The sequence below is a fragment of the Microcoleus sp. FACHB-831 genome, from assembly GCF_014695585.1.
Classification (GTDB): domain Bacteria; phylum Cyanobacteriota; class Cyanobacteriia; order Cyanobacteriales; family FACHB-T130; genus FACHB-831.
Genome location: NZ_JACJON010000057.1, coordinates 36,850 through 59,958, shown reverse-complemented (window position 1 = coordinate 59,958; position 23,109 = coordinate 36,850). Strand labels below are relative to the sequence as shown.

General features: G+C 46.6%; 18 protein-coding genes. 8 read left to right on the top strand and 10 right to left on the bottom strand.

Annotation, left to right across the window (positions count from 1 at the left end; genetic code table 11):
• Positions 1-56: 56 nt before the first annotated feature.
• A complete protein-coding gene (locus H6F77_RS14895) occupies positions 57-1,748 on the top strand; it encodes an ArnT family glycosyltransferase (protein ID WP_199321347.1) in 1,692 nt (563 codons plus the stop codon).
• Between the two features lie 77 nt (positions 1,749-1,825).
• On the opposite strand, the gene H6F77_RS14890 is transcribed toward H6F77_RS14895, so the two are convergent.
• From H6F77_RS14890 to H6F77_RS14875, 4 genes are all read right to left on the bottom strand, one after another.
• Complete coding sequence (locus H6F77_RS14890) at positions 1,826-3,838, bottom strand: ribonuclease catalytic domain-containing protein (RefSeq protein ID WP_190489473.1); 2,013 nt, start codon at positions 3,836-3,838, stop codon at positions 1,826-1,828.
• A 127-nt stretch (positions 3,839-3,965) separates the two neighbouring features.
• The gene (gene rpsR / locus H6F77_RS14885; RefSeq protein WP_190489581.1) at positions 3,966-4,181 is read right to left on the bottom strand and encodes a 30S ribosomal protein S18; all 216 of its coding nucleotides are present in this window, start codon (positions 4,179-4,181) and stop codon (positions 3,966-3,968) included.
• Between the two features lie 119 nt (positions 4,182-4,300).
• Positions 4,301-4,495 (bottom strand): 50S ribosomal protein L33, encoded by a 195-nt coding sequence (rpmG, locus tag H6F77_RS14880; protein WP_190489472.1) that lies wholly within the window; start codon positions 4,493-4,495, stop codon positions 4,301-4,303.
• A gap of 44 nt (positions 4,496-4,539) precedes the next feature.
• A complete protein-coding gene (locus H6F77_RS14875; RefSeq protein WP_190489471.1) occupies positions 4,540-5,079 on the bottom strand; it encodes an RDD family protein in 540 nt (179 codons plus the stop codon).
• 217 nt (positions 5,080-5,296) lie between these two features.
• On the opposite strand from H6F77_RS14875, the gene H6F77_RS14870 reads away from it, so the two are divergent.
• Positions 5,297-6,574 (top strand): molybdopterin molybdotransferase MoeA, encoded by a 1,278-nt coding sequence (locus H6F77_RS14870; protein ID WP_190489580.1) that lies wholly within the window; start codon positions 5,297-5,299, stop codon positions 6,572-6,574.
• 64 nt (positions 6,575-6,638) lie between these two features.
• Here the strand turns inward: H6F77_RS14870 and H6F77_RS14865 are convergent, their stop codons facing one another.
• Together H6F77_RS14865 and H6F77_RS14860 are read right to left on the bottom strand one after the other, a co-directional pair.
• Positions 6,639-7,808, bottom strand: a complete 1,170-nt coding sequence (locus H6F77_RS14865; RefSeq protein WP_242022169.1) for a peptidoglycan-binding domain-containing protein — start codon at positions 7,806-7,808, stop codon at positions 6,639-6,641.
• A 109-nt stretch (positions 7,809-7,917) separates the two neighbouring features.
• The gene (locus H6F77_RS14860; protein ID WP_190489470.1) at positions 7,918-9,543 is read right to left on the bottom strand and encodes a serine/threonine-protein kinase; all 1,626 of its coding nucleotides are present in this window, start codon (positions 9,541-9,543) and stop codon (positions 7,918-7,920) included.
• Positions 9,544-10,385: 842 nt separating this feature from the next.
• Between H6F77_RS14860 and pheT the strand changes: the two genes are divergently transcribed.
• On the top strand, positions 10,386-12,836 hold the full coding sequence (pheT, locus tag H6F77_RS14855) for a phenylalanine--tRNA ligase subunit beta (protein ID WP_190489469.1): 2,451 nt from the start codon (positions 10,386-10,388) through the stop codon (positions 12,834-12,836).
• A gap of 145 nt (positions 12,837-12,981) precedes the next feature.
• Here the strand turns inward: pheT and H6F77_RS14850 are convergent, their stop codons facing one another.
• On the bottom strand, positions 12,982-13,386 hold the full coding sequence (locus tag H6F77_RS14850; protein ID WP_206753468.1) for a BRO family protein: 405 nt from the start codon (positions 13,384-13,386) through the stop codon (positions 12,982-12,984).
• A 101-nt stretch (positions 13,387-13,487) separates the two neighbouring features.
• Here H6F77_RS14850 and H6F77_RS14845 point away from each other — a divergent pair, with 101 nt between their 5' ends.
• The gene (locus tag H6F77_RS14845) at positions 13,488-15,950 is read left to right on the top strand and encodes an NACHT domain-containing protein (protein WP_190489467.1); all 2,463 of its coding nucleotides are present in this window, start codon (positions 13,488-13,490) and stop codon (positions 15,948-15,950) included.
• Between the two features lie 107 nt (positions 15,951-16,057).
• On the opposite strand, the gene H6F77_RS14840 is transcribed toward H6F77_RS14845, so the two are convergent.
• On the bottom strand, positions 16,058-16,627 hold the full coding sequence (locus H6F77_RS14840) for a Uma2 family endonuclease (RefSeq protein WP_190489466.1): 570 nt from the start codon (positions 16,625-16,627) through the stop codon (positions 16,058-16,060).
• 109 nt (positions 16,628-16,736) lie between these two features.
• Between H6F77_RS14840 and H6F77_RS14835 the strand changes: the two genes are divergently transcribed.
• Together H6F77_RS14835 and H6F77_RS14830 are read left to right on the top strand one after the other, a co-directional pair.
• Positions 16,737-17,006, top strand: coding sequence for a YciI family protein (locus H6F77_RS14835; protein ID WP_190489465.1), 270 nt, complete (start codon positions 16,737-16,739; stop codon positions 17,004-17,006).
• 67 nt (positions 17,007-17,073) lie between these two features.
• The gene (locus tag H6F77_RS14830) at positions 17,074-17,820 is read left to right on the top strand and encodes a Uma2 family endonuclease (protein ID WP_190489464.1); all 747 of its coding nucleotides are present in this window, start codon (positions 17,074-17,076) and stop codon (positions 17,818-17,820) included.
• Here H6F77_RS14830 and H6F77_RS14825 read toward each other — a convergent pair.
• Positions 17,790-18,545, bottom strand: coding sequence for a cobalt-precorrin-6A reductase (locus H6F77_RS14825; RefSeq protein WP_242022167.1), 756 nt, complete (start codon positions 18,543-18,545; stop codon positions 17,790-17,792). The genes H6F77_RS14830 and H6F77_RS14825 overlap by 31 nt on opposite strands.
• 739 nt (positions 18,546-19,284) lie before the next feature.
• On the opposite strand from H6F77_RS14825, the gene H6F77_RS14820 reads away from it, so the two are divergent.
• The gene (locus H6F77_RS14820; RefSeq protein WP_190489463.1) at positions 19,285-21,822 is read left to right on the top strand and encodes a mannose-1-phosphate guanyltransferase; all 2,538 of its coding nucleotides are present in this window, start codon (positions 19,285-19,287) and stop codon (positions 21,820-21,822) included.
• A 114-nt stretch (positions 21,823-21,936) separates the two neighbouring features.
• Positions 21,937-22,593, top strand: a complete 657-nt coding sequence (locus tag H6F77_RS14815) for a single-stranded DNA-binding protein (protein ID WP_309228854.1) — start codon at positions 21,937-21,939, stop codon at positions 22,591-22,593.
• A 66-nt stretch (positions 22,594-22,659) separates the two neighbouring features.
• Here the strand turns inward: H6F77_RS14815 and H6F77_RS14810 are convergent, their stop codons facing one another.
• Positions 22,660-23,016, bottom strand: coding sequence for a hypothetical protein (locus H6F77_RS14810; RefSeq protein WP_190489595.1), 357 nt, complete (start codon positions 23,014-23,016; stop codon positions 22,660-22,662).
• Positions 23,017-23,109: the final 93 nt, after the last annotated feature.

The following is a 23,109-nucleotide window of genomic DNA, read 5'->3' as shown; positions in this document are numbered from 1 at the left end:
CGTTGCTGTTTTGGGTCGCTCCCCTCTTGTTATTAAAAAGTCCACAGCAAAGCCTGATGGCTCACGATGAAGGCATATACGCGCTGCATGCAAAAGCCATTGTGAACTTAGGGGACTGGATAAGGCCAGGGGGTACTTTCTCCTACGATCGCACGCTTGGCATTCAGTGGCTTATTGCTGCAAGCTATATGCTGTTTGGTATCAGCGAAGATAGTGCCCGATTACCAAGCGCGATCGCCTGTCTGTTTAGCGTGCTGTTGACCTACAAAATAGGCTGCATTCTTTTAAATCCACGTCTGGCATTGTTAGGCGCTGCCATTCTCAGCGTCATACCGCTTTGGGTACAATTCGGGCGTTTGGGAACTCAGGATGCTCTCCTAGTATTTTTAGAACTGTTAGCAATCTGGGCATTTTTGCAAGCAGAAAGGCACGTCCAGCACCGTCGATATTGGGTAACTTTAGCAGGCTTTAGTCTAGGGCTGGGCTTTTTAGCTAAAGGGTTTATGATCGTTCCCGCCGCGATCGCGCTGTTGCCCTATCTAATTTTCCACCATCATCGTCACCGCCATTTATCCAATCCTTGGCTCTATCTGGGATTGTTTTTAGGTTTTCTTCCCACTGTTCTATGGCTGTGGGTAAGTGCATCTCGCTATGGACTATTACCTTTTAAAAGACTGATAGGTAAGCTTGTCCATTTAAGCGATAACGAGTATGCGGGAAATGGCCTGCTGTATTACCTGTGGAACATTCCTGCTAATGCTTTCCCTTGGGCTTTGTTTGCCCTCATCGGCTTAGTGCTGGCGTGGCGTAATGCTAAGGTAAACGCTTTGCTGCGGACAAGACACGCTTGGCCAATCTTGGTAGGCTATCCCCTGATTTTATTTGTTGAGTTAACCCTCTTTAAAACTCGCACCCGCTACTACCCGTTGCAGCTATTGCCATTTATGGCTTTACTTGCGGCGATCGCCTTTGATTGGCTTTTGAATATCTATGTCAAACGCGATCGCGCCCAAAATCGTTTGCTAGCAACATTAAGTTATGGATTCGGCGGTTTAGCCTGGGTGTTATTCTTAGCTGGTTTAACAGTATTTATTGCCCTTGCTGCTAATGTAAGCTTTCCAGGCGTGGATTTGGCAGAAATTCAACCCTACGCGGCTATTGCCCTAGCTGTAGGATTGGGCTGGGGAATGCTGCTAATCGTGTGGCTGCGTCGTCGTCGAATGGAAGACTTACCAATGTCAGCCCGTCAGTGGCTAGCAGCTTGGTTAATTGGTTCTTGGCTGGGTGCGGGGATGCTGGGGTTGACAGGTGAGTGGGGAGATTATAACTCTGACCTGAAGGCTTTTGTGCGGCTACCAGCAATAGCCTCAATACTCCAGTCGCAGCCAATTGATTTTGTCCTCGAAGATTCTATGAACAGCAAAAACCGTAAGACGCATTTGCTGTTGGATTTCTACACTCCACAGCCAGGGGTGGAGTCAGAAAAGGTTTCATGTCTGCAACCTAATGATTATGCCTGGATTAGCCCAAAACTAGCCGTCCAACCATCCTTTAACTATTTAGTTTTTGGTTCTATAAGGAAATGGCAGTTAATTCAAGTTTTACATCAGGCGCCGTCAGCCGAGCCTTGTCCGGTAATATGCGCTTTCGGCGTCTGTCATATAGCTGACAAGGGCGATCGCGTAACCACAACTGCGATCGCTAACCCATCGCGTCAATTTCCAGAAAGCCTCTGGGCGATGAAATAGCGCCCCTTGACCGAAAAAGACAAAGCAAGAATAAATTTATTCTTGCTTTTGCATTTTTACTTTTTAACTTTTACTTGCTAGGTAGCTGCTGCCTGAGCCTGTTGATTAACCAGTTCTCGGAACCTGATCGCATCTCCGCGAGGGTCGGCGTGGCTGACTTGTACTTCCAAGCGATCGCCTAGCGCGATGGATCGCTTGAAGGACATGGCCAACTCTAAACCTAAATCCTCTAATAAAATCAGCCCCAATCTGTCATCTTCTCGCAACCAGCGCAACATCTGCGCTTGCCACACTTGATCCGCATGACGGCGCAGATACTCCAACGCCCAATAACGATTGGTTTGCCGTTCTACCAAAGTTGCCTCATAAGCCGCCGAAGTCACGCTCAACATGATTTCTTGCAACTCTGCTGCTGAAAACGGCAGAGGTTCGCCGCGCAGGTGAGCCTTTATTTGGAAGTGAGCCAGCAAGTCGGTATAGCGGCGGATGGGAGATGTAACTTGGGTGTAAGTATTTAATCCCAATCCGGCGTGACGAGCTGGTGTAATCCCCATTTCACTCTTGGGCATGCAGCGACGCATAGCACAGAAGCGGACTGGGCCAGCGGGTAGCTGCAAAAGTTCTTCTTCCGAGGGCAGGTCTGGTTGAGGCTGACCGCGAAAAGGCAGGGGAAGATTGTGGGCTTGGCCGTAACGCGCCGCGACTTCACCAGCGAGGATCATCATCTCCGCCACCAGTTGGCGCGATCGCGAGTCATCTAATACATTAATGGTGATTTCATCACCTTCTACCTTGATCAACCCCTCCGGCATGCTGATGCTAATCGATCCCTGAGACTGTCGCCATTTCCAGCGAAGTTGAGCAGCTTTCGCGATCGCCTCTATCTCCGGTTCCGCCTCAATCCCTAGCTGAAGCATCTCATCTACATCTTCGTAGGTGAGGCGATATGTCGGTTTGATCGTGCTGGCATGAATGGTGTACTCGGCTACTCCACCATTTTCATCCAAAATTACGCCAAAGCTCAGGGCACAACAAAGTTTACCCTGAACCAGACTCATTGGCCCCGTCGCCAACGCAGGTGGAAACATCGGAATCATCCCCGTAGGGAGATATAGCGTAGTGCTGCGGCGTCTAGCTTCTAGGTCGAGTTCATCCCCAGGATTAAGCAGACGGGTGGGGTCAGCAATATGTATCCAAAGACGCTGACGCCCATCAGCAGTATTTTCCACGCTTAAGCCGTCGTCAATTTCCTGGGTGCTTTCATCATCAATGGTGTATACCTTTAGATGAGTTAAGTCCAAGCGATTCGGGTCTTCAGTAGGGGGCGGGATATCCAGGCAGCGCTGCGCCACTTCTATTACCTTATGAGGAAAGTGAACTGGAATTTGACTGCGCCGCAGAAACAGGTTCTCGTGAGGACTCCACCATCCTAGATCTACCAGGAATTCTCTGGCACCTTCAGGATTCTGAGGACGTTGTAGTGCGGCTAAAGTTTCCTGAACAAACTTGGAAGCAAATTCTGGGCTGAGGACACACTTTTCAAATATTTCCAACTTGTGGCGATCGCTATCCTGCCACTCCACTGCCTCACCAGCTATTTTTTGCTGCAAGCGCGTCAAAAATTCTTGCTGCTCTCTTAGCTTCTGCGCTTCCACTTCCAGTTGGTGTCTAATTTCACCTACCATCCCTGCGGGACGTGGCTGGTAGTGGTCCGCCTTTTTTTTGAAATAAATTTTATCGTCGGACAGCAAGCAGTGAGCAGCGTAGCATACAGGCGGGCTTTGATCTGAGAACAGCAGCGAGGCCATAGTTGCCACCGTCGCTGATTCGTCATCCTCAACCAATATTTCCCATGCTACCTCTAGACTCGACGGGTCTATATATTGCTCTACTTCTTTTAAGAAGCTGGGAATTTCCGACGGCTTATAACTTTGCCCCGCCACTTCATAAGTAATGTTCCGGGGGTGGAGTGTGTGCGATTGACCGCGATCGTCTACCACAATCCAATGCGTTTTGCCCTCTTGACGGTCAGCAACTGCAAGACGCCTGTCTCCATGCAGTCGAAATTCAATGAGCGTTCCTTTCTCCACAAGTTCTGGCGTTCCCCGGTAGCTGTCTTAGCATACAAACTATATTCAGTTTAACTTCGAGCGGTCAGCCTGCCTATCGACTGGGAATTCGGTCAACTACCCTAGCCGATGGCGGCGTGTAGGCTAATTATCCTTCTGCATTTATAAAAGGTAATAACGCTACCAAGCGGGCACGCTTAATGGCTACGGTCAGGTCTCTTTGCTGTTTTGCTGTTAGACCAGTAATGCGACGCGGCAATATTTTACCACGCTCTGTGATAAATTTCCGCAACAGCTCTACATCTTTGTAGTCAATGGGGTCTTCGGGTTTGATGGGGGAAAGGCGACGACGATAGTAGGTCATTGGAGTTCTTAGCTTCGTTTTTTGAGTTGTAGAAACGCGATTCATCGCGTCTGAAATATGAGTTGTTAGCGATCGCGAGCCAATTAACTAAGGGCAAAGGGCTAGAGACCAACTAACATCTACTTGATTTCCTTGTGTAGTACGTGTTTGTTGCAATGGGCACAGAACTTATTCAGTTCCAGTCGCGCCGTCGTGTTGCGGCGGTTTTTGGTGGTTGTATAGCGGGAAACACCGGGCGATCGCTTCGCTGTGTTTGAGCGACACTCGGTACATTCCAAGGTAATAATTAGCCGGACGCCCTTCTTGGCTGCCATAATTCTACTAAAACGGTTGGGATAGCGTTAGACACAAATTTCTATTATTTCACACGACGGGTCACTTCGGCAAGTAATTTTTTAACTCTCAAGTCCAAAGAAAATCCGCGACGTGAGGCGACAACGAGCGATCGCGCCAAGCGATCGTGCAATGCTTGCTGATTTTCATCTATCAAAGCTGCGCCACAATCTGCCGCCAAAGGAGCAGTTAGCAGTATAAGAGAGACACCGTTACCAAAACCAATATATAGCCCGATCGTAGCTAAAAGAGCGCAAAAACCCAGAATTCCCTCCCGCTTGGACAATTCCAACAGCCCTGGCGTCTTCCCAGTCTTAGGATCGATCGCTCTCATATCCAGCGCCCAACGTCCCAAGCTTTGTCCCTGATTCTTCGCTACCAATACAACCCGCAACAGCCACCAAGCGACGACAAAAACTAGCACCTGAGAAAACTGGACGCCGGGAATAGCGCCACCAAACGGCAACGTAAATATCAAAACTGCCACAAAATCAATCGCAAAGGCATAAACCCGTCGCTGGATCGGCACTTTGGGAAAGTGGCGATCGCTTGGTTCAATAGTCATGGGAGGGGGGGAATTTGGACTTGCTACTTTTCATATTAAGCGCAGCTAACGTTATGCCCTCAGCTTTGAGATTTTTGTCCTTGGGCAAATTTATAAGTTGATAAATTTGCCTGTTTGTGACTAAAGACGCCAGATGAAAGTTGCGACAAATATCGACGCGATCGCCCTTAACAAGCCATAAACTGAGCATTAGAGTCTTGAGGCTAGGTTGATGAGTATGTTGCCAGTTAATGAAGCAGAGGCACTTATTTTAAATTTGGTGCAACCTCTAGATAGTCAGCAAGATGCCGAAGTTGTAGACTTATCTTCCGCTGCGGGACGCATTCTGGCGACACCAGTGACAAGCCAGCTAGATTTTCCCCACTGGGATAATTCTGCGATGGATGGCTATGCCGTGCGTTACGCCGATGTGCAAAACTGTAGCGCCGAACAGCCAGCCATTTTAGAAATTGTCGAAGAAATTCCCTGTGGCTTTGAACCTCAAGTTACCATCCAACCAGGACAAGCTGCCCGCATTTTAACGGGTAGCATGATGCCAGATGGGGCGGATACGGTTGTAATGCAGGAAGTGACAAAGCGAGAAGGCGATCGCGTTGTCATATTAACAGCACCCCAGCCCCAAGCCTTTGTCCGTCACCGCGCCGCATTTTACCAAGCCGGAACGCCCCTACTACCTGCGGGCATAGCTCTCAACGCTCCAGAAATCGCCGTTTTAGCCGCAGCACAGTGTACTGAGCTACCAGTGTACCGACGCCCCCGCGTGGCAATTTTATCCACTGGCGATGAGTTAGTGACGCCAGACCAACCGCTGCAACCGGGAAAAATTGTAGACTCAAATCAATATGCTCTAGCTGCAATAGTCGCGCAAAGTGGCGCAATCCCACTGATGATGGGAATTGTGCGCGATGAGAGAGAAGCACTTAAGGAAGCGATCGCCAGCGCCATATCCACCGCTGATATAGTTTTATCCACTGGCGGCGTCTCGGTTGGCGATTACGACTATGTTGAGGAAATTCTCGCTCAACTAGGTGCTGAAATACACATCCGCTCTGTCGCCGTCAAACCAGGCAAACCTCTAACTGTTGCTACCTTCCCACAAAACAGGAAGATGGGGAGTGGCGCAGCAGAAAACCAATTATTCATTAACAAACCCGTGCTGTATTTTGGCATACCGGGGAATCCGGTTTCAGCATTAGTAAGTTTTTGGCGCTTTGTACAACCTGCTTTGAGAAAATTATCAGGTTTATCTCAAGGTTGGGAGCCAATTTGGGTAAAAGCGCGATCGCTTCATGATTTGCGTTCGGATGGCAAACGCGAAAGTTATCTGTGGGGCTGTCTAAACTTAAAAGACGGTGATTTTGAATTTCAACTAGCTGGTGGTAGCCACAGTTCTGGCAATTTAATTAATCTAGCTAATACCAATGGACTTGCCGTTGTGCCAGTCGGCACAACATTTATCCCCGCTGGCGAACAGGTACTGGTTTTAAAAATTTAGCCTTGAGTTTTGAGCAGGCGTTAATACAACTCAAAACTCAAAAACTTGCAAGCCAAAACTAACTCTACTTAGGGGGAAACTTCTTAACCACTTCGTCGCCAGGAATAACGGCGGTATAGAACATATAGTCATTATTCGCCTGATAACGCTTATCCTGCTTGACTATTCTCATAAACTCCCGATGTCCCTCTCTGTTGCGTCCTACCAAGCATCCCGCACTAGCATTATGGACATCGTTATAGGCCATATCGTAACCCCAGTGTTGGTTTATACCAAAAAGTCCGGCGTCTGTATTATCGCCAGCGCGACTGAAATCTTTATTAAAGTCGCGGTAAACAGTTATATTTCCAACCTGTACCAGCGCCTCGTGAGGTTCGGCGTTCCCGTGTATTCCTACCTGCCAAGCTTTATACTGTCCGAACTTAACCCGGGCGGCTCCGCCGTCGTTCATAGGGTAATAAGTGTAATAATCCCCAGGCTCCGTTGTTGCTTCCCAGTTGCCGATTATACCAGGGATGCCATTGAGGATCTGGATTACCATGCGGCGGTCGTTGAACTGGTTGGGGGTATCCTTGTTGAGGCTGCCATCAGCATTCATCCCCTCAAGGTAGACAATATTGTACTGTTTGGGGCCTTGAAAAATTTTGTATCCCTGAGACTGCATATACTTGACAATGCAGCTAGCCAAGTCTGTACCCAACTTCAGCGGTGGCGTCGGGATATCACTTGCCTTGGCTTCAATCAGTTTTTCAGCAGTGGAAGCTCCGAGGTAGTTGGGTTCGCCACATTGCATCAGCTCTTGAAACATCCTTAAAGCCGCTGCGGATACAGGGCCAAAGTTCCCATCAGCAGGCGCGTCTAACAGCTCTAATCCTATTAGTAGAACTTGGATTTGCTTAGTAAGATCTTTGTCAGTAGCGATCGCCTCATAGTTGTATTTTAGGTTTGTCCCAAGGAAGTTTTGCAGCTTTATTTTTGTTGAGGGTAAACTCCTGGTCTCAATTAATTTTTTGGCGGTTACCGAGCCAAGGTGATCGTACTCTCCAGATTGCGTTAGTATTTGAAACTTTTTTAATGCTGCTATAGAGATTTTGTTAAACACTCCATCTGCGGGCGCACCGAAAAGACCCAACTCTTTAAGCCGGATTTCGATCTGCTTGGACAGTTCTTTGTCAGCAGCGATCGCACCGATACTTACTTTCAGGCTTTTGGCCAGAATGTCTTGCAATTTCATAACTCTAACAATAAACAGATAAATTTTTACTTCCCGTCTAGATCAACCAATTTTGTAGCTAACGCAATGGCTGTCATTTTTTTGACGAAAAAATAATTTTAGCTCATATTTACCAAAAGCCACGCTTACCGCTGGGTAACACTGTTGCCCAATTTGTTTTAGCCGTTGCTAGCTGTTCCTCAGTAATTTTGGCATTGCTGAGATTCGCACCACATAGATTAGCTCCGCGAATGTTGGCATTGCTGAGATAGGCATAGCTTAGATCCGCTCCTCGCAGATCGGCTCCTTCCAAATCGGCCTGATTAAAGTAGGCTCTGCCCAAGTTCGCATCTCGCAGAATGGCCTTACTTAAACTCGCGCGCCCAAAATCAGCATTAGCTAGGTCTGCTGCCTGTAAGTTAGTCTTAACTAACTTCGTTTGGTGAAAAATACTCCCAGATAAATTTGCTTTTTCTAGGTTTAGCAGGCTCAAATCCATCTGGGCAAAATCGCGGCGCCCCTTTGCATACGCTGTTATAACACCAGGCGCATCCAATTTTATGGGCCCTTTTGGCTTTCCTGAAGAATTGCTGTTCTTCAACGTGCTAGTTGTTGGGTTTCTACCAATAAAAGCCCCGCTTCCAGCCCCGTTATGCATCTGCGGAGTTCCCGTATTTTCCATCTTGGCGCGGCGTGCCCGTATCGCGGCTGCCTGTGCCAATCTAGATGAGGCAGATGAGTTTGCATTGGGGGAAGTCTGCGGTCCTAGATCGCCTGAGTGGAATTGGCGATAGCCAGGATTGCGGATTGAGGGTTTGGATTTGGTCGCCAAGCCCTGCTCCAAACTATCAAGATAGGGTTCAAGATCAAGCGCTCTCAGAACTTCCTCAGCACACTGAAAGCGGTGAGCAACTGAAACCTCTAACATTTTCTTCATCACATCAGCAAAATGATCGCTGATATAAACTTGCTTTTTCCAGAGCATTTCACCCGTTTTTGGATCGTATTCTAATTCCTTGGGTGATTTACCCGTTAATAGATAAATACAAGTAACCCCAACTGCATATATATCACTGGCATATACCGGGCGCATTGCCATCTGCTCTGGAGGCGCAAATCCTGGCGTGCCAATCGCATAAGCTGTCAAAGCTGTCTGATCTGAATTGCTAGAGGCACCACCTTGACTCACCTGATTTTTGACAGCTCCGAAGTCAATCAAAACCAGTTTACGGTCTTGCTCGCGACGAATCATGTTTGCTGGTTTGATGTCCCGGTGAATTACCTGCTGGCTGTGGATGTATTCCAGAACGGGGATGATTTCGCTCAAGAATTGTTTGACTCCAGCTTCGCTCATGGGGCCATCGCGTTTAATCTCCTGCTGTAGGGTATAACCGCTAATGTATTCCTGCACGAGATAAAATTGCTGGCTATCTTCAAAGTAGTCCAAGAGCCTTGGTACTTGGGGATGATTGCCAATTTTGCCGAGCGTTCTGGCTTCTCGGGCAAACAACTCCCGTGCCATTTCTAGAACTTGGGGGGCAGTTGTCGATGGTCGCAGTTGCTTGATCACGCAACAGGGTTCACCGGGCAACCCTTCATCCTGAGCCAAGAAGGTGGCTCCGAAACCCCCTTGACCCAGCGACCTTATAACTTTGTAGCGATCGCGCAACAGTATTTTAGAGTTACACGCCCGACAGATTTCGGTATCCGTCGGATTCTGGGGATTGGGACAGGCTGGGTTTAGGCAGTAGCTCATTCAGCGTCACCGATGGCACACAAGTCCGCGCTTTAACTAATATATTGACTTAAAAGCTTTCAGCTTTGCACCACTGCTTCCCAGGGAACCCTTTCCTGAATGTATTCCCTGAGCTATTGGTTGCCTTAGCTTTATTAAACCGTGTTTAAGACCAGGATATCTTACTTTTTACTATTATCCCGCTATAACTGCGAAATAGCCGCCTACTTTACAGGCAATTATCTTAAAGAGTTGCTAAAGTTAGCTTAATTTTGCTTAATGCTTTATGTAGACTTATATATTTATAATTTGGCCATACTTCATCTAAATATTTTATACAACCTTTACCTGTACCGCTAACCCAATGTATTTGGCATTGGATACTAAATTTACCGATAAAACACTTTACCTATAATAGTATAAACTCAGACAATGTAAATATGTAGCTAATAAGTGGTGACACCCCCTTACCCATAAAGCTTAGGTATATGCTTTCATTTCACGTATAGAGGGACAAACAGGTACAAGAGAGTAATAAAGAAACAGAGAAAGAATTTTCCTCGCTGACCTCATCACGCGCTCTTACTGCTATTTTCGGGTTGTAATTAAGCCCAGTTTTTTTATTTTCGCCCCTGATAAAAATTAATACAGGCCAACGAATTTACCTAGAAATAATACCTAGTTCCCTACGTAGGGTATACTCTGCTCCTCAGCGCCGCGGCTTATGAAGACCGCGATAATAACTAATGGCTCTTGATAATACTTATTTATATTTTAACTAACCCTTGAGATGTAAAGATAGCCGCAGTCTCTCATAGGGACGGTAAAATGAACGGGCTGAGGTAGATCTAAGTTTAGAGTAAATGCGTATCTCTCTTTCCTGGCTGCGCGAATTGGTGGACGTGACAATTACCCCGGATGTGTTGGCTCACACGCTAACTATGGCTGGGTTTGAGGTGGAAGACATCGAGGATCGACGCACTTGGGCTGATGGTGTCGTTGTCGGCAAAGTCCTCAGCCGCGAACCCCACCCTAATGCAGATAAATTAAGCGTCTGCCAGGTTGATATTGGCGCTTCTTCGCCTTTAAATATCGTCTGCGGCGCATCTAACGCGAGGGCTGACATTTATGTGCCCATCGCGACGATAGGCACTTTTCTTCCCAAAATCGATTTAAAAATTAAACCAGCCAAACTGCGAGGCGTCCCTTCCGAGGGGATGATTTGTTCTCTGGCTGAACTTGGTTTGGCTAAAGAATCGGCTGGAATTCACATTTTTGACCTAGAAAACCCCAAATTAGGCGCAGATGCCAGACCGCTGCTGGGTCTAGATGATGTAATTCTAGACTTGACATCTACGGCAAATCGTGCGGATGCCCTGAGCATGGTAGGTGTGGCGCGGGAAGTAGCAGCGCTAACTGGGGCAACGGTAAGAATACCGCAAGCACCCGAGGTGTCTGTACCATCTGAAAACGGAAATCTTAATTTGCGAATTTCAGCACCCCAAGCCTGTCCGGCATACATAGGGACAGTTATAGAAGGTGTAAAAATTGCCCCTTCTCCCGCTTGGTTGCAACAGCGACTGCAATCGGCTGGGGTACGCCCGATTAACAATGTTGTAGATATTACCAACTACATATTGCTGGAGTGGGGTCAGCCGCTGCACGCCTTTGACCGCGATCGCCTGCAATCTGTCGCTGGTGGAGATAGTTTGACGATAGGCGTCAGATATGGAAGCCAAGGGGAATCCCTAAAAACACTGGATGGGCAAACCCGCAACTTGGGGACGCAAAGCCTGTTGATTACCGCCAACGACAAGCCAGTTGCCCTTGCTGGCGTCATGGGTGGAGAAGAAACAGAAGTTTATGAAGGAACGATGAATTTAGTCTTAGAAGCGGCGCTGTTCGACTCGGTGGCGATTCGGCGATCTGCACGCGGTCAAGGGGTAAGAACTGAGGCTTCCGGTCGTTACGAACGGGGAGTCAACCAGGCAGAATTGGGTATAGCTTGCGCTAGGGCGATCGCGCTTATTGGTGAGTTAGCATCTGGACAACCAGTACAACAAAAAATCGCCGACACGCGACCCGATCCTGCCATATGGAGTCGTTCCATAGAACTGCGTCTAGACCGAGTTAACCAAATCTTAGGCCCAATTGACTTGGGAGAAGAAATAGGGGACATTCAAGCAAAAGACATGAAGCGCATCCTAACAGCTTTGGGATGTCAGGTTAATCCTGTAGCAGATAACGAACGAGTGTGGAAGGTTACGGTACCGCCTTATCGCTATCGAGACTTAGAAAGAGAAATAGATCTGATTGAAGAAATTGCCCGCCTATACGGTTATGACAACTTTTGCGACGAGTTGCCAAGTGAAAGCGAGGCAGGTTATCTTTCATTAGACCAGCAGCTAACGCGCCAAATTAGAGAAGCTTTAAGGGCGGCGGGACTGACAGAAGTAATGCACTACTCCTACGCGGTGAATGCATCAGCGGGGGGAGAGAGACAGGTAGCGATCGCTAATCCTATGTTTAGCGAATATTCAGCTTTGCGAACTGAATTAGTATCCGGACTAATTGAAGCTTTTCAATACAACCTAGAACAGGGAAATGGTGCGTTGAATGCTTTTGAAATTGGGCGGATATTCTGGCGAGAAGAGGAAGGGCTAATAGAAGCGGATGGCTTAGCTGGTATTATTGGCGGAGATCCAATCATCGGAAAATGGACGCGGGGAGGTAAAGAACAGCCGATGACTTGGTTTGAAGCCAAAGGCGTTCTTGAAAGCGTGTTTCAGCGATTGAGTTTGGTGGTAGAGTATCAACCAGATCGACGCGATCCGCGCCTGCATCCAGGACGCACGGCTTCTTTGTGGGTGCAGGGAAATCGACTGGGAACGTTTGGGCAATTACATCCCCAATTGCGGCAAGAAAGAGGGTTGCCAGATGCAGTTTATGCGTTCGAGTTGGATTTAGATGTGTTCTTAGAAGCTTTGGCTGAGGATGAGAAATTGACGCCTAAATTGCGTACTTTCTCGACTTATCCAGCATCGGATCGCGATATTGCCTTTTTTGCACCAGTCCAGGTAACGGTAGCCGAGATTAAAAAAGCCATTACTAAGGCGGCGGGTGCGTTATTGGATTCGGTGGAGTTGTTTGATGAGTATCGCGGAGAAAACGTACCAGAAGGGCAGAGAAGTTTAGCTTTGCGGTTAGTTTATCGAGCAAGCGATCGCACTCTCACGGATGCAGATGTAGATCCTGTACACAACAAAGTACGGGAGGCGCTAGTTGAGAAATTCCGCGTTAGTTTGAGAAGTTAGATGTTTATGCCGACACCATAAAGGGTGCGGCTATACAAAAGAAGCCCGCGCAGGCGGGCTTTTTTGTTGAGATTAGGGGGAGGGCGATCGCTACTTTTTATTCCCCAACCGTATCCTTAATTTGCAGGTGGATAACTGTGCAAACTCAAGCTATCTTGCGGAGGAAGGGAAGTGCTTCTTTGTACAACCACTTCTGAAACTCAAGTGCGGTTGGTTTGCTAGTACGGCTAATGAGATAATCAAGCCCGTCCTGGTTTACTGTCTGGACTAATTCTTTCCAAATAAGTAGCTGGCCTTTTCTGTCTACACAAGTACAGACCAAATCCTTAAACTCTTCGGGAATTTGATTCAAGACAGCTTTATTTAGACCAAGTGCTAAAAGCACGTCTTCAGCAACGAACTTTAAATTTTCTGCCGTTCCTGTATAGCGTAAGCAATGACCTTGAAAATCTAACTCCGCGCAGCCAGAGTCTAACACTTCAATGGTGGATGTGATGTGATTATTCATAGTTGGCTTTGCATCCTTTATAGCTTGTTGGTGTAGTTTCATATTTGCGCTAGCCTAGTACACACCCACTACTCATGCTGTGAGTCTTTGTGAATAGAGAGAGTACACAGATGTGTACTCTGCGTTGTGAAGTGCCCAGAAGTATGAATCAACAACATTTCAAAGCAATATTTAATCGTTTGACTAAGAGGCGGGAAGAGGTATTGCTAAGATTTCTGGCTAACGAGACAGATGAAGCGATCGCGCAATCTCTGCACATCACGCCTGCAACTGTCAGAAAACATCTTGAAAAAATATGCAAGGAATTTGGCCTGACAAATGATTTTGCAGACGAACGCCGCTCAAAACGGCAAGACTTACTCGTATTATTTGCCAATTACAAGCCTGAGTTATTAGGTGGATGTTCTTCTATTGTCACGGATAAAAGGCACGTAGAAGAGATAGGAAGTGCAGAAGAGACCAGGTTGGAAACTACTAATTTAGTAGAACGTGAAGAGGCGATCGCGGACTCTCCAGAGAATGATATAGATGAGTTAGTGCGAAGAGTGCGATCGCATCCCTATCGCCACGACAAAATCCAAGAACAGTGCGGACGTTTACGCATTTTGGATGTTGACTCGCGGGTTGGAATAGACGACATTTATATTCATGTCAACGTTCTGGAAAAGCTACCCAGCACTAGACAATTAGATATTTCTGACTTTCAAAGCTTCAACCCAGCTACAGATAATTTTGATCGCTTGGGCTTGGGCAAAGTCCGTGAGCCACAAGTACCAGGTCTAGAAGCAGTAACAAGGTATTCTAAGCTGATGGTGCTGGGCAAACCAGGAGCGGGTAAAACCACTTTTTTGAAGTTTTTAGCAATTCAGTGTAATCAAGGCGAATTTCAAGGCGATCGCATACCGATTTTTATAGAATTAAAGGCTTTCGCTAGAAAGCGTATAGGTGATTTCAGGTTATTGAACTATATCAGCCAAGAATTGACCATCTGCGATATTTCACATCAGCAAGTTGAAAACTTGCTCTATGAAGGTAGATTTTTTATTTTGCTGGATGGATTGGATGAAGTTAAAGCGGATGTTGGTGATGAAGTGCTGACAGAAGTTTGCACTTTTTCTAGTAAATATTTTAAAAACCAGTTTGTTATCACTTGTCGAATTGCCGCCCAGCTTGCCAATCAGCGGGATAGTTTGAACTTCGATAATGTCGAGGTAGCAGATTTTAACTATGAGCAAATCGAAGCATTTGCTAAAAAATGGTTTGTAGAGGTTGGCAGGAATTCAAATGAGCAGGGAGAAGCTAAGGCTAATCAGTTTGTTGAAAATTTGCATCTGCCAGAAAATGAGCAAATCCGAGAACTGGCTGTAACGCCCATATTGCTAAATCTGGCTTGCTTATTTTTTCAAGAAAAGTCTGAATTTCCCTCGAACCGCGCCAAGCTGTATGAACAAGGACTAGATATTCTGCTCGAAAGGTGGGATGAGTCTAGGGGCATTCAGCGGGATGAAGCTTATCGCAATTTGTCTTTGGAAGACAAGAAACAAATGCTGATTCAGGTGGCATTTATTATGTTTGAACGGGGCGATTACTTCTTTGAACAAGACACAATACACAAAATTATCGCTGACTATCTCCGCACTTTACCAGATGCTCAAACTGAACCAAAAGCTTTGAAACGAAATAGTAAGGCTGTGCTGAAATCAGTTGAGGCGCAACATGGGTTATTAGTAGAGCGATCGCGGGAAATTTACTCTTTTTCACATCTAACGTTTCAAGAGTATTTCACTGCAAAAAACTTTGTTGATAGTTATAATTGGCAAAATCTGGTCAAATATATCGCTGAACCACGTTGGAGCGAAGTATTTTTGCTGGCGGCTGGTATGCTGAAGCCTGCTGATGAATTACTACGGTTGATGAAGCAAGAAGTTGATGCGATTGTGCGTGTTGATGAGCAATTGCAGAAATTCCTAGTCTGGGTTAAACAAAAATCCCTTTCAGTCGAGGTTCGCTTCAAACCAGCCGCCGTTAGAGCTTTTTATTTTGCTTTTGCTCTTGACCGCCGTAATGTTATGCCCACAATCCTTAGCACTACCCTTGCTCATGCATTAAACAGCGACCTAACTAATGAATTCTGCAATGATTTTAAAAATAAATGTGCTACTGGCCTTGCTCTTGACTGTGCCCTTCTTTTGGATCTTAACTTGGCGCGTGACCATGCCCTTGGTGGTACATTTGCTAGTCAATATGCCCTAGATCCTGAACTCAAGCGATGGCTCCAAAAACTTCAACAAACACTTAAAGACCAACTACCTGAACTGATTAAAGATACACAAGGATATAGAGCCTGGTGGGAGGCTAACGGCCCTGCTTGGACTGAGGAGTTAAGATATGTGATGAGGGAGTATCGCAATATCGGTCGCGATTGGGGGTTTAGCGAGGCGCAAATGGAACGGCTAGAGCAATATTACGATGCTAATAAATTGCTTGTCGATTGTCTGAATAGTGCTTCTAACGTATCGCCTGAAGTGCGGCAGGAAATAGAAGATACATTGTTGTTGCCTATTGCTGAAATTGATAACCTAAAAAATAATGCTTTAAATCCCTAAATACCAGCAGCAATATGTTTCACGAAGCGCGATCGCTCCTTGACTTCATTTTATTATTTATTATCTTTTTTATAAATTCAAAAATACAATAATAGATTAAGCAAAATCTAAGGAGCGATCGCACTTCGCAACATCTCTTTAACAACAACAGTCACATCAGGAAACGCCAAGAGGGAAACACTTGCATTTTCTGAAAGAATCATTTGTCTTTGATAACCATCTTGACTCGGTTCTCTAAATACGTGCAATTTACGGTTATTAACATCTAACACCCAATAATCGGAGATTCCCGATTGAGCGTAAATTCCCGCTTTAAATTCTAAGTCGCGACTCAGACTTGTATCTGCTACCTCAATAATTAGATAAACTTCATCCCTAGTAGGATGGTGGTCTTCGTAATATAGCGGATCTGGCACGACAACGGAAATATCCGGTTCTGGTTCCGAGTAATCGTCTAACTGGATAGGAGACTGTAGACGAAGCAAAATCTGCTCTCCTAAAAGGTTCCTCAGCAACCTTTCCGTGCGCGTAATTGCCGATTCATGCGCTGTTCCTTTAGCTGCCATCTTTATAATCTGCCCTGCAAGTAATTCAACTCGTTCATCTGGATCAAAAATACCAGCTTCCGTCATACGATGATAGTCTTTAACTGTCAAAAGGCGAACATCTAACAGCATGGTTGTATCCTGTATTGTTTGAAGAAAAAATGCGATCGCCGGACAAATATTGGCTTTAACTATGATAACTTAAACCCTAGAAGCAATCGTTTATCTCAGCGCAAATAATATGACTAAATACGTGATGTGGGGAAGTTACTGTGAGGATGTTCTAGAAAAACGCGCACCCCACCGACAAGCTCATCTCGATGTACTTGCCAAACAAAAAGAATCGGGTGTCCTAATTACAATTGGCCCCACTAAGGATTTAACTAAAGTCTTTGGCATCTATGAAGCCGAAGATGAAGCCACCGTTCGCGGGCTAATTGAAGCAGATCCCTACTGGCAAAACGGTGTCTGGACTGAGTACGATGTCCGTGAGTGGATACAAGCTTTCTAAAGAATTTTAGATTTTGGATTAATCCAAAATCTAAAATCTAAAATCTCACATCGTTAAGAGGTTGTCTATGTCTGCGATCGCCACAACCCCAGCCCCCCAGCCGACAATTACTTGGCCTCTCTTACCTGATGATTTTGTTTTACCAGATGACCCTGTGGAAAATGAAGACCAGCCTCTACTAGCAGCAGCACTGCGCCAATTATTGCTAATTGCATTTCCAGAGCTATTACAAGATGCTTTAATAGTCTCTAACTTTGCCCTATGTGCTGCGATCGACGACCGCATCACCTGCAAAGCCCCAGATTGGATGTTCGTGCGTCCCGTACAACCCTGGCAAAGTCCTGAACCCCGCCGCAGCTATACTCCCCACACAGAAGGCACGATCCCCCAAGTGGTGATGGAATTTCTCTCGTCCACATATGGGGAAGAGTATTCCGTCGAGTTTGAACAGCGCATCGGCAAATGGTATTTTTACGAGCAAGTCATCAAAGTTCCCGTTTACGTTATCTTTCAACCAAAAACAGGTCACTTAGAGGTCTATGCTCTCGTTGATGGGCGTTATCAGCGGCGATCGCCAGATAGCGCTGGACGTTATTGGATTCCTGGCTTAGACTTATTCCTGGGTCAATGGCAGGGAACCCATGAAGGCAAAACTGGCTGCTGGCTGCGGTGGTGGAATGCCGACGGGCAAATGCTGCTATTCTCTGAAGAGCGGACAGAACAAGAACGTCAACGCGCTGAACAAGAACGTCAACGCGCTGAAAGACTAGCTGAGTTGGTGCGTCAGCTAGGTGGAAACCCTGACGAAATATGAAAGCGGCAAAACTCCAGTGCAACTGATAAATCGCTGGTTTGTTGCGGGTAGTCAACTTCTGGGCGGGCGATCGCCACCAACTTGACACCTAACTCAGCTGCAACTATCCGCTTCACGTCTTCTCCCCCAGCGCTTCCAGAGGCTTTAGTCACTACGAGGGAAATTTTCCACTGACGCCACAGCGCTTTTTCCAATTCTGCTGAGACGGGAGGACGCATAGCAATCAGCCTGTCTGGTGTAAACCCAGACGCCAAAGCTGCTTCTAAAGCTGTGAGGGAGGGGAGAATGCGGGCAAATAAAGTAGATTTGTCTTGCAAAGAACTAAATAAGGGTAACGTTCTATAACCCAGGGTCAGCAGCACTCGCTGTCCTTGGAGATAGTTTCCAGTAATAAGAGTATCGAAACTGTCTAGTGAAATTACTTGCGGTACAGACATTTCAGCCTGTGGCAATTCTGTTAGTGCTGGGCGTTCGTAGCGCAGATAAGGAATATTTTGCTCAATTGAAGAAGCGATCGCTAGCTTAGAAATCTCCACCGCATAAGGATGCGAGGCGTCTAAAATTGCCACAATTCCCTCTTCGTGCAAAAACGAGTCAAGGGTAACGGCAGACAAATAACCTACCCAGACTCGTAATATGGGAGAAGGTGGATAGAGCGATCGCGCCGCCGATGTCGTTACCGTAACCGTACAGGGGATATTAACAGCAGCAAGAGCGATCGCCAACCTAGCACTCTCGTGAGTACCACCAATCAGCCACAGCCGTACTTTATCTCTTTCCTTTGCCTTTTTAATTGTTACTTCAGCCTTACCTCTAACCCTTTAGCGCTTTTCTAAAGTTCTGACGATAAGCTTTATTACTTATCACCAAAGCGGGCCACAACAGCGCCAACATCAGTCTACCCTGACTAAAATTCGTCCGCCGAAACCCCTTCCAGAACCTCCAAGCACCATATCCATAACCCCCCAGCAACAAAAAGGCGATTAACGTACCCATTTGATCAACCCTTTATTACAACCGACCAAGTTTAGTTCCAAAGCAAGAAAATGTAAATTTCAGCAAGCCACACAAGCGCCAATTGATTGGCAGCAATTTCAGTGGATAGAGAGCAACAGCCTCATACTTAAGTGTAGCTGCGTCTACCGAATTGCTTCCAGCCACAGGGCAAAGTAGGATTGACAGGAGTCATAAATCCCAATTCCATTGTCTAGGGCCATGGGTTTAGGCGAGACAAAAAGCGGTTAGGTTCTTTGCCTAAAAAGGTACGACTAGGTTTTAGCAGACAAAATTTATGCCCGCATGACATGGTAAACGCGCCCCCAGCTAAAGAACAACAGACTGTTGTTCTATCCTATAGGCGAGGATACCCTAAAATCCAAGGCCGTAGGACACTAAAAGAAAGGCAAGTGGAACGCTAACTATAAGAGATGATGCCGTGAAAAGTGCAAATAACCAGGAGGACTTATGCGAGCAGTACTAATGGCTGGCGGATCTGGAACGCGGCTTCGTCCGCTGACCTGCGATCTCCCCAAACCGATGGTACCCGTCCTGAATCAGCCCATTGCCGAACATATTATCAACTTACTAAAACGGCATCATATTACTGAGATTATTGCTACCCTGCACTATCTCCCAGATGTGATGCGAGACTATTTTCAAGACGGCAGCGATTTTGGAGTCCAAATTACTTATGCCGTAGAGGAAGACCAGCCTCTTGGCACGGCTGGCTGTGTCAAAAATATTGCCGAATTACTTGATGACACATTTTTAGTCATTAGCGGCGATAGTATCACCGATTTCGACCTAACCGAGGCAATTAAATTTCATAAAAAACATCAATCAAAAGCGACGTTGATTTTAACCCAGGTTCCAAATCCAATTGAATTTGGCGTAGTTATTACTGATGAAAAACATAGAATTAGTCGCTTTTTAGAAAAACCTTCTACAAGCGAGATTTTTTCAGATACGGTCAACACCGGGACATACATCCTAGAACCGGAAGTATTGCACTATCTGCCAGCAAATCAGGAATGTGATTTCTCCAAAGATTTGTTCCCCTTGCTGTTGGAAAACGATGAGCCAATGTACGGCTATATCGCCAAAGGCTACTGGTGCGATGTCGGCCACCTAGATGCTTACCGCGACGCCCAATATGATGGTCTGCTGCAAAAAGTTAAACTGGACTTTGCCTATAAAGAGCAGTCCCCCGGACTGTGGATTGGCCAGAACACTTATATTGACTCTACAGCTAAGATTGAAGCGCCATGCATGATTGGTAGCAACTGCCGCATTGGGCCGAGGGTCAAGATTGATGCAGGAACTGTAATTGGTGACAATGTAACAGTCGGCTCTGATGCTAACCTGAAGCGTCCCATTGTCTGGAACGGAGCAATTATTGGCGAGGAAGCAAGTCTGCGTGCGTGCGTTATCGGTCGGGGGACAAGAATAGACCGTCGCGCTCATGTCTTGGAAGCGGCTGTGGTGGGTTCTCTTTCCACTGTGGGCGAAGAAGCCCAAATTAATACCAGCGTGCGCGTTTGGCCAAGCAAACAAATTGAATCAGGTGCAACGTTAAACATCAACTTAATCTGGGGTCATACGGCTCATCGCAATCTGTTTGGACAGCGTGGTGTTAGCGGATTGGCGAATATTGACATCACGCCAGAATTTGCGGTTAAGTTGGGAGCCGCTTACGGTTCGACGTTGAAACCTGGTTCCCAGGTAATGGTATCTCGCGATCAGCGCAGTATTTCGCGCATGGTGAGTCGCTCTTTGATTGCTGGTTTAATGTCGGTTGGCGTTAATATCCAGAACCTCGAAGCAACAGCAATACCTGTTGCTCGCACGGTCTCTCATACTTTGGCGGTTGTTGGTGGTATTCATGTAAGGGTGCATCCAGACAGACCCGATCACATTTTGATTGAATTTTTCGATCGCCAAGGCATCAATATCTCGAAATCTCAAGAGAAAAAAATTGAGGGGGCTTATTTCAAGGAAGACTTGCGACGGGCACAAATCGATGAAATCGGTAATATGGCTTACCCCAGCCAGGTGATTGATATCTACAGCACTGCTTTTGAAAAGCTTTTGAACGTTGAGGCAATTCGCTACAGCGGCTCGAAGGTGGTGATCGACTATGTTTATGCTGTTAGCGGTGCAGTTTTGCCGCAACTACTGGCTAAGTTTGGCTCTGATGCGGTCGTGCTAAATGCCAGCTTGAATCAATCGGCTCTGTCTGGAAACGAGCGGGAGGCGTTGCTCAATCAGCTTGGTCATGTGGTTGAGGCTTTGAAGGCTAATTTTGGCGTTCAGGTGTCGGCAAATGGGGAACAGATGATTTTAGTCGATGAATCTGGGATGCCGATTCGGGGTGAGCTGTTGACGAGCTTGATGGTAAGTATGATTTTAAGGGCTAATCCTAGAAGCTCTGTTGTTGTGCCCGTCCATGCGTCGAGTGCTATAGAGCAGATTGCCCGACGCCATGATGGGAAGGTGATTCGCACTAAGGCGAATCCAACGGCTTTGATGGAGGCGTCTCAGGCTAATCCTAATGTGGTGTTGGGCGGTAGCGGTGAAATGGGCTTTATTTTCCCGCAACTGCATCCGGGGTTTGATGGGATGTTCTGTATTGCAAAGCTGATTGAGATGCTGGCGCTTCAGGAGCGATCGCTCGGTCAAATTCGCGCTGAGTTACCCCGCGTTTTCCATAAAAGCTATACGGTGCGCTGTCCTTGGACTGCGAAGGGTGCCCTAATGCGCCATCTGGTGGAAACCCATCCTCCTGAAAATCTGGAGCTGGTCGATGGAGTAAAGATTTGCAACCACCACGATGATAGTTGGGTGCTTATATTACCCGATGCTGGAGAACCTCTCGTGCATATTTTCGCTAATAGCAACGACCGCGATTGGGTGGATGGAAACATGCGAGAGTATCGCAGCCGCGTTCAAGAGTTTGTTGAGCAGGAGCAAGGAACAGACCCCTTTTATGGGGAAGCCGTTTAATACCTTTTGGGATTTGTGATTGTGGAAGCCTTCCCAGTAGGTAGTAGAAACGCGAAATTTCGCTTTAACCCCACAACCTTCAACACAAATGTTATAGTTTAAGACTTTTGAGTGTTGAGTGTTAATCTAAACGTTCAACACTTAACGCTCAAAGTTTTCTCTACTGGTACATTTGTTCTATTATTAATGGAGGCGATCGCGAGGCGCAAGGAGCCAGCAATTATGAATAACTGCATTTTAATGGCGGAAATAGTTAAAGATCCGGAACTGCGTTACACGTCAGATAATCAAACTGAGATTGCAGAGATGCACGTCGAGTTTCCGGGCTTGAAAGCTGACGACCCACCAGCACTCTTAAAGGTAGTGGGTTGGAGAAATTTGGCGCGTGAAATTAAGCAACGCTACAAGAAGGGCGATCGCGTGATTATTGAGGGTCGCCTCAGCATGAACACTATTGACCGACGAGAAGGATTTAAGGAAAAACGCGCTGAATTGACTGCTTCGAGAATTCACAAAATAGGCGCTGATACCGAAATCGAGGCGCGAGAATCATCTGCTGATAAATCTACTAGCAATCTTGTCTCTTTTGAGCGCGGTAAATCACCAGCTATGGCGTCAGCATCCGAACCGCCAAGTACAAGTGATTCGCAATATGAATTTGGTTCATATGATTCCCCATCACCTGAATCCACCTACGAACAGCCCAAGCGCCAAAAGCCAGCTGCTTCTAACGCAGGTAATTCTCAGGACTTGGATGATATTCCGTTTTAGATTTTTAGATGGACTGCTACCGCGAGTCGCCCACAATCCCCAATCTAAAATCTGAAATCGCTACATTTACTCGAGCAAAAATTCAACGGGATCGTCATCCCAAGGCGGAGTGGGACACAGCCAAAAAAGACCGCGGTTAATGTCGTCTTCGATGTCCCCAGCGTCGTCCCGCTCGAAAAAACTCGCTAGGGCATCTATGTCGCCCTCTCGCAGCGGAGCGAGGGGCGCGGCACAGTCTTCTAGTTGAGCATCTTTGGCTTTTGTAGAAGCGGGCGGTGTTAGCTTACCGCCCACTGGTGTTTCTAAACTAGCGATACGAGTCGCAACACTTGGCCTTGAAGCCATAGAAGTCGCCTGAGAACTAAAACGGATTAGCTCTGGCGCTTGGGTGGTGCTGTCGTTGATAGATGAAGGGATAAGCATGTGTGCATCCACTAAACGCGCCTTCAGGCAGACCGTTGATTTGCGAACGGCAGCATTGTCTTGCTTGCAGATCGTTCAGTAGATGCAGGTTAT